9 protein-coding genes are annotated in these 13,473 nt (G+C 50.1%); 8 read left to right on the forward strand and 1 reads right to left on the reverse strand.

The annotated features are described in order from the left end of the window. Positions 1 to 40: 40 nt before the first annotated feature. Entirely contained in the window at positions 41 to 379 is a 339-nt protein-coding gene (locus GWG06_RS19945; RefSeq protein WP_127037634.1) for a hypothetical protein, read from the forward strand. A gap of 66 nt (positions 380 to 445) precedes the next feature. Here the strand turns inward: GWG06_RS19945 and GWG06_RS19950 are convergent, their stop codons facing one another. Continuing rightward, on the reverse strand, positions 446 to 1,225 hold the full coding sequence (locus tag GWG06_RS19950) for a mechanosensitive ion channel family protein (protein ID WP_160715437.1): 780 nt from the start codon (positions 1,223 to 1,225) through the stop codon (positions 446 to 448). A gap of 147 nt (positions 1,226 to 1,372) precedes the next feature. Here GWG06_RS19950 and GWG06_RS19955 point away from each other — a divergent pair, with 147 nt between their 5' ends. The 7 genes from GWG06_RS19955 (at position 1,373) to GWG06_RS19985 (ending at position 13,434) form a co-directional block, all read left to right on the forward strand. After that, positions 1,373 to 1,810, forward strand: a complete 438-nt coding sequence (locus tag GWG06_RS19955; RefSeq protein ID WP_160715439.1) for a PaaI family thioesterase — start codon at positions 1,373 to 1,375, stop codon at positions 1,808 to 1,810. A gap of 1 nt (position 1,811) precedes the next feature. After that, positions 1,812 to 2,333, forward strand: a complete 522-nt coding sequence (locus GWG06_RS19960) for a DinB family protein (RefSeq protein ID WP_160715441.1) — start codon at positions 1,812 to 1,814, stop codon at positions 2,331 to 2,333. A 263-nt stretch (positions 2,334 to 2,596) separates the two neighbouring features. Further along, on the forward strand, positions 2,597 to 6,286 hold the full coding sequence (locus GWG06_RS19965; RefSeq protein WP_160715443.1) for a M43 family zinc metalloprotease: 3,690 nt from the start codon (positions 2,597 to 2,599) through the stop codon (positions 6,284 to 6,286). Positions 6,287 to 6,431: 145 nt separating this feature from the next. Then, positions 6,432 to 6,989: an RNA polymerase sigma-70 factor gene (locus GWG06_RS19970; RefSeq protein ID WP_158631433.1), complete on the forward strand. Its 558-nt coding sequence runs from the start codon at positions 6,432 to 6,434 to the stop codon at positions 6,987 to 6,989. A 62-nt stretch (positions 6,990 to 7,051) separates the two neighbouring features. Next, positions 7,052 to 8,254: a FecR family protein gene (locus GWG06_RS19975; protein ID WP_160715445.1), complete on the forward strand. Its 1,203-nt coding sequence runs from the start codon at positions 7,052 to 7,054 to the stop codon at positions 8,252 to 8,254. A gap of 160 nt (positions 8,255 to 8,414) precedes the next feature. Next, positions 8,415 to 11,774: a TonB-dependent receptor gene (locus tag GWG06_RS19980; RefSeq protein ID WP_160715447.1), complete on the forward strand. Its 3,360-nt coding sequence runs from the start codon at positions 8,415 to 8,417 to the stop codon at positions 11,772 to 11,774. A 22-nt stretch (positions 11,775 to 11,796) separates the two neighbouring features. Further along, positions 11,797 to 13,434 (forward strand): RagB/SusD family nutrient uptake outer membrane protein, encoded by a 1,638-nt coding sequence (locus GWG06_RS19985; RefSeq protein ID WP_160715449.1) that lies wholly within the window; start codon positions 11,797 to 11,799, stop codon positions 13,432 to 13,434. Positions 13,435 to 13,473 lie beyond the last annotated feature (39 nt).

The following is a 13,473-nucleotide window of genomic DNA, read 5'->3' on the forward strand; positions in this document are numbered from 1 at the left end:
ATTGTAATTTTGAATATCGTTATGTTAAAATAGTTTAGCAATGAGAGAACAGAAAAAGTATTATTACCAGGCCGACCTGGAAGTTGTTTTAAAAGGCAAAGACTTTATTTTCGGATATATCAATATCTCACATATTCCTTACGCCAAACTGGAAGAGCTTTTCAGAGAACAGGTGCAGCATGAACGCTTCCTCTTTGATGATGCCATGAGTTATGTGATCGATAAAGAACTCTATACAAAACATCAGGCGTTCCTGGAGGATCAGATTCCCTTCACCTTCGATTTTGATCTGTTTGATTATACTGTTGGCTACACCAGCATAGAAGCAGATAAGTATGTGAAGAATTACTATGAGGAACTGCCACCGGCTTTCTCTTGAGTAACCGGTAAGTGTATAAACAAGAAGCCGTCCCTTGTACCGGGGCGGCTTTTTGTTTATGCAGCTTTACATCCCCGGTAACTTAACACCATTGCTTTTGAGCGATTCCAGTATTTTCTCATTCAGCAGATATTTCATCTGCAGATAATCTTCATCATCTACCCATACGGATAACAATAATTTCCAGCCATCGGGCTCCAGCGTGGAAGTGTATATTTCCGGCGCAGGGTCCTCCAGCGTGTTATGCATACTGTTTACTGCGGGCAGTATCATATTTTTCAGTGATGTTAAACTGTACTGGTAGCTGAGCTTCAGTTCCAGGTCTATGCGGCGTTTCAGCTGCCGGTTATTGTTGATGATGACTTCATTGGATAATTTGGAATTGGGGATGATGACGGAGCGGTTATCCGGTGTGTTGACGATGGTGTAGAATAACTGCACCGACTGAACCGTACCACTTTGTCCCTGCGCCATGATGAAGTCACCGGCCGTATAGGGTTTGAGGAGCAGTATCAGTATACCGCTGGTGAAGTTCTGCAGCGTACCGGATAGGGCCAGTCCTGCCGCTACGCCAAAGGCGCCTATAACGGCCGCAAAGATGGTCATGCGTATGCCCAGCAGCTGTATCACTATCAGGAACAGGCATACCTGCAGGATAACTGCACCGAGCCCTGAGAGGAAGGGACGCAGTGTGCTGTCTGTATGGCGTTGTAATCTCCTGTGCAGCCACCACCGTATTACATAGATAATTAATTCGCCTGTAATCAGTACCAGCAGCGCCACCAGCAGGCGCAGCCCGTAAACGTTCACCCAGTGCGCCGCACGTTCATAAATGGTTGTAAACATATGTACACATTTGGTCTGTCAGGCAGCGCAGAAAAAATCGTGCCCCGGCATATGGCGGCAGCGGACTATGCCAATGGCAGCATATTCCATGAATTCGTTAAATTGTAACCGGTCTGTTCAATGACCGTTAATTAAATTTATGTCAACATGGAAATAGTACCGCTGAGACCGGATATAGAACAACGTGTCAGAGCCAGTTTTGGCCGCCAGAAGTTACTGGCATTATACGGTGCAGGCATCACCGGGATAGGTAAGGGATATTTTGAAGTGAGCCTGCCGCCATCGGAGCTGGTATTGCGTCCTGCAGGCTTCTTTGTTGGCGGTGTGATTGCCGGGGTGGCAGATGCGGTGGCCGGATATACTGCCGCAACGGTGCCTTTGGAAGATCCCTATTTTGTTACAGTGGAGTTTAAAATCAATTTTCTGAATCCTGCGCAGGGAGAACTGCTCATCGTCAGGGGAAACGTTATTAAACACGGTATGTCGCTCACCATTGTACAGGTAGATGTTTACACTACTGCCGGCGGCCAGGAAACCCATGCGGCGATAGCCCTTGTAACCATGATGCGCATCAACAAAAAATAACATGGAAATACCTACTACAACTTCTTTTCTCGATTATTACCATAAAGTAAGACAACGTACAGAACGCTTGCTGGCGGTAATTCCCCCGGATGTAATGGACTGGACCTTCGCGCCCGGAAAATTTACTGTGGCCGACCAGATACGGCATATTGCCGCTATCGAAAGAAACATGTTCGCAGAAACATTTGCCGGAAGACCGAGCCGCTACACAGGTTGCGGTAAGGAGCTGGCTGATGGCCGCGATGCAGTAATGGATTACTTCCGCCGGATGCATGCAGAAACGGTAGCTATTATAGGCAGCCTGACCAGCGGGGATTTGCAGCGCAAAAGTATTACGCCCGGTAATGCGGCCATCACTACCTGGAAATGGATGCGTTCCCTGACAGAGCACGAAATTCATCACCGGGCGCAGCTATATATGTACCTGGCCATGCTGGAAATCAAGACACCGCCCATTTTCGGGCTTACCTCCGAAGAAGTGGCGGCACAGGGATATACGGGAGATGAAGCCCCACTGCGGTAATACGGCAATGGATATACGATTTTTAGTTTGTACCCGATAAATTTAACCGGTTGATTATCTGCAAGTCATCTTCCGGATCAGAAAAATTATTTTTTTTCAGTCACCCGTTTTTTGCACTCAGTTGTTTATGTACTCAGGAAAAGAAAATTTTACCTGCAGGCAAACCAAAATCATTTCTTTCCGGGAGCATTTTCACGTATGAATAACCTTTGACCCGAAGACCGGCTATAGCTATGAATTGATCACACGATAATTTGTCACAAATGTACACCTGTCTACAATTAAGCAGGAAGCTATTGCTATTCCTGTCAGGGATTACCTGTGCCCTTACCGTAAACGCCCAGGTGAAGCCTGCCCCGCAGCCTGACCACTGCGCTTCATCGAGAGTGATGGAAACCCTTTACCGCCAGATGCCTGCTGCCCGGGAAAGGGCCATCAGGCAGGAAGCCGTTACCAGGAAATTTATCGCTGACAAGCAGCAACAACGTGTAGCCGCTGCCGTAGCCCCGGCCTCCTACACCATTCCGGTGGTATTCCATGTCAACGACCCGTCTAATCCTTACAAGGTGACCATGGAACAGATCCGTTCTGCCATGGATATACTGAACCAGGACTATAATGCGCTGAATGCGGACTTTGCCAATATTGATCCGCGTTTTAAATCGCTGGCAGCTAATCTGCACATCACTTTCAGACTCGCCGATATTGATCCGGATGGTAACCCTACCACCGGCGTTACCTATCATTACAATGATTTAGACGGCCGCTCTCCGGACGGATACGGTACTGCTGTAAAGAGCGTATCCTACTGGCCCGGAGAAAAATACCTCAACATATGGATCGTCAGCGAGGTGGAACAGAAAGGAGTATTCAACAACTCCGGCTGGTCCTTCCTGCCTGACGACTGGGTATTCAACAACAAACTGGATGGTATCGTATACAACTGGCGCTACCTCGGCGCGCCCGGTGTGGGCGTTTCCGAAAATGGCCAGCCCGGTATGAAACGTGTACTCACCCATGAGGTAGGACACTTCCTCAACCTGCAGCACACCTTCGAAGGCGGCTGCGCATCACCTGGCGATTATGTGGATGACACGCCGCCTACTACCGTAAATACGGGCTGTAATCTTAACGCCAACTCCTGTGGCTCGGTAGCCAACGTGGAGAACTATATGGATTACGCATCCTGCACCAAAATGTTCACCATCGGTCAGAGCCAGCGTATGAACGCAGCACTCAACAGCGTTGTTGCCCGTCGTAACAACCTGTGGTCCGCCGCCAACCTGGCCGCAACCTTACTCACGTCGCCGGCTAAACGATTCCTGTTCTCTACCGTAAATTTCACCGAAACAGATGCCAACACCGGCGTGGTGGCAACGGATATGGGTAACGGAACTTATGGTAACGCTACCATCCGCGGACTGGACGGCGCCCGCTTCTCCCGCAGCAGCGGCCAGTTGGTAGCCGGTACCGACTTCTCCGTGCAAAACCTGCCTGCCGGACTCTCCGTAAAAATTGAGCTGCAGTCAGACAGTACCGCGACCTTCTCCTTCACCGGCACGGCCACGCAACATGCAGTCGCCAATAACAACGACAGCGTGAAAATTACTTTCCTGAACCCCGCTGTGGCAGGGGGCGCAGGAACGCTGTACAGCACTGTAACCAGGCTGGGCATCCACTTCATTAATCCGTACAAAATTGTATATAATGATATGACTGATGTGGTGACCGACTCCCTGGCGAACTTCACCTGGTTCTCACTGAATGCCGGCGATGCCACCTATGGCGCCTGGTTTCATGAAGGTAACCTGCGTTTCGAAACATATCAGAAAGGCGTGGTATGCCAGGGAACTTCCCTGAACATCACCCCGCTGGATTATAACACTACCATCGGTGCTGCCTCCAGCTTCGTGAATGGCGGCGCCTTCCCGAATGAACACTTCCTGTATTCGCCTACCTATAAGAACTGGGATGGCAAAACAGCATTTATCGGTATACGCTTCACAATCAACGGAAAGATGCGCTACGGCTGGATGCGGGCAACAGTACTCCCTGGCGGTAAACGCTACATCATCCACGACTACGCATATAATGAAAAACCGGATACAGACATCCGCGCTGGTGAAGTCTCCTCAGCTGAATTATCCTGGTCCGACGGTAACTTCAAAGAAGCCTTCGTGAACGATGGCAGCTTTAAGGATACCACCACCCTGTACATGTACAGCACCCGTTTCGCTGCTGCAGGTACCATGACCAAAAACACGCACTTCACCATCGCCAATCTGCCTGCAGGTCTGGATATACAGATCGTGGTAGCGGCAGACCGCCGTACTGCGAAAGTATATCTGACCGGAAAGGCATTTAACCACGCAGCCGCCAACACGCCTGCCAACGTACAGCTCGCACTGCTGCCGGCAGCGTTCGAAGGACTGTCTGCCACTTTCCCCAGTGCCTCCCGCAAACTGAATATCACTTTCCGCAATCCTTACCAGATTAAGTATGTGGATGTGCCGGATATGACCGTAAACACTGCCAACCCGTGGACCTACTTCACGCTGGAAGATGCACCGGCCGTAGAATTGGGCATATGGATTGAAAACGGTTTCGCACGTTTTGAAACCTACAAGCGTGAGATGGTATGCCAGGGTACAACCAGGAATATTGCCCTGCTGCCCGTAAATACTGTGGTAGGCAGCAGCTCCAACTTTGTGGCCGGCGGTGATTATCCTGATGAGCATAACCTCAGTTCTGCCAGCTACACTTCCTGGAACGGACAAACCGGCTATGCAGGATTCAGGTTTACCGTTGACGGAGAAACCAACTACTGCTGGTTCCGCTTCCGCGTAGCTGCCGACGGCCGCTCCTATACACTGCTCGACTACGCCTATAACACCAAACCAGGTGAGTCTATCCGTACCGGGCAACAGGTGAGCGACAACACCAACACCCCGCCGGATGCAGCCTTCACCGCCAACAAGGTGAATGTTAAAAAAGGACAGTCCGTACAGTTCACTGACCAGAGCACCGGTACCATCACCAGCCGCCGCTGGACCTTTGCCGGAGGCTCGCCTGCTACTGATACCGCCCGCAATCCGCTTGTTACCTATAATACCGTTGGCGTATATGCGGTAACGTTAATAGTATATAACACTACTACCAGCGATACGCTGCAGAGAGCAGGCTATATCACTGTTACCAATGACACAACATCGGTACCGGGTAACTATTGCGCCGCCAATACCGTACTGGATTACAATTATATCAAAACAGTGAAGTTTGCAGGTATTAACCGTACATCCGCCTGGAACGGATACAGCAACTTCACCACTGACAAGGCTACCGTGAACCCCGGTAAGTCCTATACATTGGAGATCATCCCGAATATTGACTACTGGCCGGATATTTCCGTAGCTGCCTGGATAGACTGGAACAACGACAAGGTATTCAATGAAGCAACAGAGAAAGTATATAACAGGAGAGGAGCAGGGCCGTATAAGCCCACCATCGCCGTACCAGCAAACGCGGTTACCGGTAATACCATGATGCGCGTACGCCTGGGTTACGGCAATAATCTCATCAGCTGCGGAACAGATTCCTATCAGGGAGAAGTAGAAGACTACACCGTAACGATCACCACCGATTCTACCGGCGCGTTAACCGCCCGTATCGGTGCACCGGTAGATGAAACTCCATTCATGCACGGAACGGAAAGCGTTAAAGTAACGAGTCCGTTTACCGATCAGCTGCATATCTGGTATACTGCCAGACAACAGGGTAATGCTGTTATCAGGCTGTATGATATGCGCGGACACCTGCACACGCAGCAGCTGCAGCATGCGCGCGAAGGTCAGAACACCTTCCGTATTGCTGAGCTGGGCGCACTGCCGGCAGGCATGTATATCGTGGAAATCACCAGCGGAGGAAAACGTGTAGCCGTTAAGGTAATCAAGTAATTGTTGATGGATGATACACATCACCGGGCCGGCCCTTCTGGGCGGCCCGGTTTTTTATTGGCTAAAATCCGTTTATAACCGGATAATATTTACACGATTTTTACCGTATGGAATTTTACTTTCATGGCACGAACTCTCTTGCCGCATGTTTCAGAAAGTACATGTTGAATTAAAGAATAAAGAGCAATCATTTGCTGCTATATTTGACCTGTTCCACGACAGGTTATTACTGTTTGCACAAGGTATGCTGGATACAAAGGAAGAGGCGGCAGATATTGTACAGGACGCCTTTGTGGCGCTCTGGCAGCGGATGGACAACTTCAGCGATACCGCTGCGGTAAAAGTCTTCCTCTATCTCACCGTAAAAAACAAATGTCTCAATGTATTTAAACATGAAGAAGTCAGGCGCCGTTATCATCATCTCTCCATACCTCTCTATGATGAGAAACCGGTGATGATAAAACTGATTGAGGCAGAGGTGCTGGGCGAAATACGCCGTGCCATTGCCCGCCTGCCCAAAGGCTGCCGCGATGTGATCAGCCTCGGCTATTACGAAGGACTGCGCAATCATGAAATTGCCGCTCACCTCAATGTATCTGTCAATACCGTGAAAACCCAAAAAGCACGGGCACTCCGCCTGATGCGTGACATGCTTAAAAAGCAGCCGCTGCACATGCTGTTCCTCTTCGGAAAAATTTTCTGATAATTTTTTTTCTCTCTCTTTCACCCTTCTTTCTCATCACGTTGTTTATATAGCATACGTTTATGGAGAAAGTCATCAGGGATCATCTGGATATTGCCGGGCTGATAGTCAGGCAGCTGACCGGAGAAATTACACCGGTAGAAATGTGGAAGCTACAGGACTGGCGCAGTGCAGGTCCGGACAATGAAAAGCTGTACCAGCAGCTGCTGGGGCTGCATTACCTGGAGAGCAGGCTGCAGGACCTGGAATGCGGTACCAGGGAGGAAGCGTTGCAGCAGGTAATGGCGCGTATACGCCGGGAGCCGGAATACCGGCCTGCCGTACGTTATCCGTGGCGCTGGCTCAGTTATGCCGCCGTAGTCATTTCACTGATAGCGGTAGCCTCCTGGATGCTCGCCCGGCGTGGTAAAACCGTGCCTTCTCCCGCACCGATGGTACGCTCCTACGGAACGCCCCTGCCGATGGCCAACACTGTCAGGTTAATCAACGGTGACAATGAACCGGTAGCCCTCAGCAAAACAGGCAACCAGGAAATCAGCCTGGATAAAGATACGCGTGCAGGAAACCATCACGGTACATTGCTGTACCCCGTGACGGGCGGGAGCGGCAGCCCTGCGCCGATGCAGCAACTCATTACGCCCAAAGGGATGGACTATAAAGTAGTATTGCCCGATGGCTCTAAAGTATGGATGGGCGCAGATTCCAGGCTCAGCTTCCCGATGGCTTTTACCACCGCGGAAAGACAGGTGACCCTCAGCGGAGAAGCATTTTTTGATATTAAACCGGATGCACAACATCCTTTTGTAGTGACCACTGCCAGGAGCGTTACCACCGTACTGGGCACATCTTTTAATATAAAATCGTATAACGGTGAGCGTTATGAAATCACTACGCTGGCAGACGGTGCTGTGAAAGTAAGCAACGGCGGGCGTCCGCAGCTGCTGCGCCCGGGCCAGCAGGCACTTGTTGCCGCAGACGCAGGCATACAGCTGCAGACCGCCGATATGGAGGAAGCCCTCGCCTGGAAAAACGGCGTGTTCATCTTTCAGCACGCTTCGCTGGAAGAAATACTACAGCAATTATCAAGATGGTATAATGTAAATATAGCTTATGACAGCCGTGTTAATACAAACATGCATTTCACCGGCAGGATGGCAAGAAGCACGCAGATCTCGGCAGTGCTGAACTTTCTGGAAACTACCGGCAAGGTACGCTTCTCCCTGACCGGTCAGCAATTGGAGGTATTACCGGCCCACAGAGATTAACAGCCAACTATTAAAAATTTTCAGCTAAAATTCCATGTAAGATCAACCAAAGAAAACAGGGAATGCGCAAACATTCCCTGTATTAATGCAAAACAACCTGACTGTTTTTGGTGACCAGTACACAGGCAGGTATCGTCTCACATCAATGCTAATCAAAAGTATGAAAAAAAATGTAAGCTCCGGCTGCCAGCCGGGAGACAGACCCCTGCTGGCCCTGATTCCACGTGCCGCGCAACTGCTGCTGCTGTTGCTGCTGACAGGCACTCTCCACGCGTATGCCACTGCTGTGAATGAAATCAAATTAACTGTTTCACTGAAAGATGCCAAAATTGCCAGTCTGTTCCGCATCATTCAGCAGAAAAGCCATTACCAGTTTCTGTACAATGATGAAGATGTACACAATGCTCCCTCTATTACCGTGAACCTGAAAGATGCTACCGTACCGGAAATTCTGGAGGAAGCATTCAGGGGCACTACCATGGGATACCGTATTAACGGTAATACCGTCGTAATTTTTCCTGCCAGACCCACCGCTGCTCCTGCACAGGAAGCATCGGTCAGCGGTACTGTCAGGGATACGGAAGGTAAAACGCTTGCCGGTGTAACCATCGGCATAAAGAACAGCGCCATTGGCACACAAACCAATGAGGCCGGACATTATACACTTAAACTTCCCGGCAATGCTGCCGTGCTCGTCTTTTCTTTTGTGGGTTATGTAAGACAGGAAGAAGCCGTGCAGGGTCGCAGCACTATCAACATAGTGATGCAACCCTCCGTTTCTTCACTGAACAACGTGGTAGTAATCGGTTACGGCACTAAAAAACAGGTGAATGTAACCGGGGCTGTCAGCACCGTAAAAGGTACAGAGCTGAAACAAAGCCCGTCGCCTAACTTATCCAACGCCCTGGCAGGCCGTGTTACCGGCGTTTTCGCAAACAACCGCAGCGGTGAACCCGGTAACGATTACTCCACGATTCTCATTCGTGGTAAAGGTACCCTGAACGATAACAGCCCGCTGATTGTCATCGATGGTATCGCCAACCGGGGCGCCTTTGAACGGCTTAACCCGGACGATGTGGAAAGCATCACCGTGCTGAAAGACGCATCAGCCGCCATTTATGGCGCGCAGGCAGCAAACGGCGTTATCCTCGTAACCACCAAAAGAGGAAAGCCCGGAAAGCCTGTTATCAATTATAACGGCAGCTATGGCCTGTCTCAGCCTACCAACATCACCAAACTGCTGAATGCCGGACAATACGCTACCTACATGAATGAAAAATTTGCCCGCGCCAACAAGCCGCTGCTGTATTCTGATGAAGATATCAGGAAATATTATGATGGCAGCGACCCGCTGGGGCATCCCAATACTGACTGGTACAAGGCTGTGCTGAAAAATTTGTCTCCGCAGACCAGGCACGCCTTGTCCGTTAACGGCGGCAGCGATAAAACCGATTATTTCATCTCCGGTGAATATCTCTACCAGGATGGTATCTATCGGAAGTCTGCCACCAACTACCGGCAATATAACCTGCGTTCCAACGTAGGCGCTTCCATTACCCGTGATTTGCGTGTAGCCGTAGACGTTTCCGGCCGCCTGGAAGACAGGGCGTATTCCAACTACGGGAGCGGAACTATTTTCGGCGAAACACTATCTGCTTATCCTACGTTGCCCGATTACTACCCTAACGGATTGCCTGGCCCCGGCCTCGCCGGCGGCCGCAACCCGGTGCTGATGGCGACGGGCAAGACCGGCTACAATAAAGTGAAAGATTACTTTCTGCAATCCAACCTGTCTTTCGACCTGAAACTGCCCGATGTAACAAAGGGTCTGTCCGTAAGCGGTCTGGCGGCCTTTGACTTCCAGTTCCACCAGGAAAAGAGGTTCCAGAGCAACTGGGACGCCTTCCGCTATAATCCCAATACAAAACAGTATGATAACGTGCGTAGCACGGAAGGGCCGATGCGGCTGGATCAGGGCTTCAGAAACTACCGCAACAAAACCTATCAGCTGAAAGTAGCCTATGAAAGAAAATTCGGCGTACATGATATCAGCGGCTTTGTAGCGTATGAACAGAGTGAAGGATACGATGAGGGTATTACAGCCATGCGTAAGGATTTCCTCAGCGACCAGGTAGATCAGATCTCGCTGGGCGCCGATAAGGATAAAGACAACAGTGGCAATGCCGCACAGGTAGCCCGGCAGAACCTCTTCGGCCGCGTAAGCTACGGCTACGATAACAGGTATCTGGCAGAACTGATCCTGCGTCATGACGGATCTTTCAACTTCCCCAAAAATAAAAGATGGGGAACTTTCCCCGGTATCACCGTAGGATGGCGCATTTCAGAAGAACCATTCTTCAGGGATGCCGTACCTGCCGCCAATCAGCTGAAGCTGAAAGCCTCCTGGGGTAAAATGGGAAATGATAAAATCAATCCCTATCAGTACATCCTGCAATACAACAGAGATAACGGCGTGTATTTTGGTAATGACCCGCAACGCGTGCCCGGCCTCTCTGCCGGCGTATCTCCCAATGCCAATATTACCTGGGAGGTAGCAGAAACAAAAAATATCGGGATCGAATCAGCCTGGTGGAACGGCCTGCTGACACTGAATGCAGAGTATTTTACTTCCCGCCGTTCCAACATCCTGGTGGCCCGTAACGCTTCTGTACCTGCTACTACAGGACTGAACGGAAGCCTGCCGCCGGAAAATATCGGTATTGTAGACAACCACGGATTTGAAATCGAGGCAACGCACCGTTACCAGGTGAACCGTCATCTGAACTACAATCTCGGCGTGAATTACACCTTTGCGAAAAATAAGGTGGTATTCAATGACGAAGCAGCCAATATCCCTGAATGGCAACGTGTACAGGGCCACCCGATGGGCTCCTGGCTGGTGTACAAAACAGCTGGCATCTACCATAACCAGCAGGAAATAGATAACTCCATACATCCGGCAGGTACACAGCCCGGCGACATCCGCTACATCGATGTGAACGGCGATAAAAAGATTACCTCCGACGATCAGGTACGCATATACGAAAGCACGACCCCTACCAGCATCTTCGGTATAACCATGGGCGTAAACTATAAGGGCTGGGGACTGAATGTACTCTGGCAGGGCCAGCTGGGCGCTAAAATGGTGATACTGCCCTCACAGCATGGCGGCTCTATCACCCCGCCGTTGTGGATGTATGAAGACAGATGGACGCCTTCCAATCCCAATGCTTCCATGCCGGCCGCATTTGACCGCGACAGCTACGTGAACAACCGCCAGTCTGATTTCTGGATCCGAAACGCCGCGTTCCTTCGCCTGAAAACAGTGGAGCTGTCCTATACCTTCACACCTGCATTCCTGCAGCAGCTGAAGCTCCAGCACCTGAAGGTATATGCCAACGGATTTAACCTGCTGGTGTTCAGCCCGGTGAAAAAATATGACCCGGAACTCAATAACGTAACCGGTAACTATTATCCGCAGACGAGAATTTTTAACGCCGGCGTCAGCATCTCTTTATAATCATCCGACAAAAATGAAATGTATGAACAGCACAATATATAAATGCCTGGTGGGCGGCTTTTGCGTGTGGATGGGGTTTTCCTCCTGCAACAAGGATATACTGGACAAACAGCCTCCGATGAGCTATTCCGACGAAGTGATGTGGTCTGACCTCCGCCTTGTTGAAGCCTATGTGAATGCCCGCTACTGGATATTGCCACACTTTATCGACGCTTCTACCAAAGCCAGCACTACCGGTCTTTCCGGCGCTTCTGACGAAGGATATGATCACTGGAATTATGAAAATGAATTCCGTTTCAACCTGGGGCAGATCACGCCGGACTATACCGGGCTGGATAACTGGACAGATGATTATGCCTATATCCGCAGCTGTAATATTTTCTTTGAGCGGATTGATAAGGTTACCGGAGATGAGGCCTGGAAGAACCGCCTGAACGGAGAGATGAAATTCATCCGCGCCTGGTGTTACTTCGATCTGATGTGCCGCTATGGCGGGGTTCCGCTGATTACAAAATCATATTCCATCTCTGATAATAACTTCCTGGTAGCGCGTAACACTTATGAAGAATGCCTGCAGTTTGTATTAAAGGATCTGGAAGATGCATACGCTTTGCTGCCGTTTAAGTACGATGCCGCCAGCACCGGCCGTGCTACCAAAGGCGCAGTGCTGGCACTGAAATCCAGATTGCTCCTGTATGCTGCCAGCAAGCTGCATAATCCCACCCATGATATCACGAAGTGGAAGCAAGCTGCCGAGGCCGCCAAAGCGGTAATAGATCTGGGCAAAGAGGGATACTATCAGCTGGATCAGCGCGCAGATTACAAACAGATATTCCTGGATAAGAGAACACCCGAATCAATTTTATCATTCGGTATGAATGCTACCTATGCAGATAACATTATTGATCTCTACATTTATCCGAATGGCTCTCATGGCTATTCTGCCTATGTGCCCTCCCAGAATATGGTAGATGCCTTTGAAATGAAAAGCGGTAAGATGATTACAGCGTCCGGCTCAGGATATGATCCGCAGCATCCCTATGATAACCGCGATCCGCGTTTCTATGCCAGCATCCTGTACAACGGCGCTCCTTTCAAAGGCCGCACCGTGGAGTATTTCACAGGAGGTATGGATAGCCCGCAAAGTCCGGTGGACAACTGGAATGCAAGCCTGACTGGTTACAACTGGCGCAAGTATGCCGATGAAAACAACAACCGCATAGAGAGCGGCAGCAGCCAGAACTGGATTATCTTCCGGCTGGCAGAGATATACCTGAACTATGCAGAAGCCAGCCTGGAAGCAGGAGATGAAGCTGCCGCACTGGAATATCTCAATCTCATCCGCAGCCGCAGCAGCGTGCAGCAACCGGCGGTAGCCGCTTCCGGAGAGGCGCTGAAAGAGCTTATCTACCATGAAAGACAGATAGAGCTGTGTTTTGAAGGCCACCGCTTCTTCGACGTACGTCGCTGGAAGATTGCAGAGATAACTGATAACAAGCCCCTGAAAAGGGTGAGTATCACCAAACAGCCGGATGGTTCCTTTACCTATGCCTATCCGACATTACAGGACCGCAAGTTTAACCTCAATAATTACCTCTTCCCGATTCCGAAAGAAGAGATGAACAAGAATAGTTTATTGGTTCAAAACATCGATTATTGAAAGTGATCAGACCTGGTGTTTCTACACCGGGTTATTTTT

The organism is Chitinophaga solisilvae, from assembly GCF_009928525.1.
Lineage (GTDB): Bacteria > Bacteroidota > Bacteroidia > Chitinophagales > Chitinophagaceae > Chitinophaga > Chitinophaga solisilvae.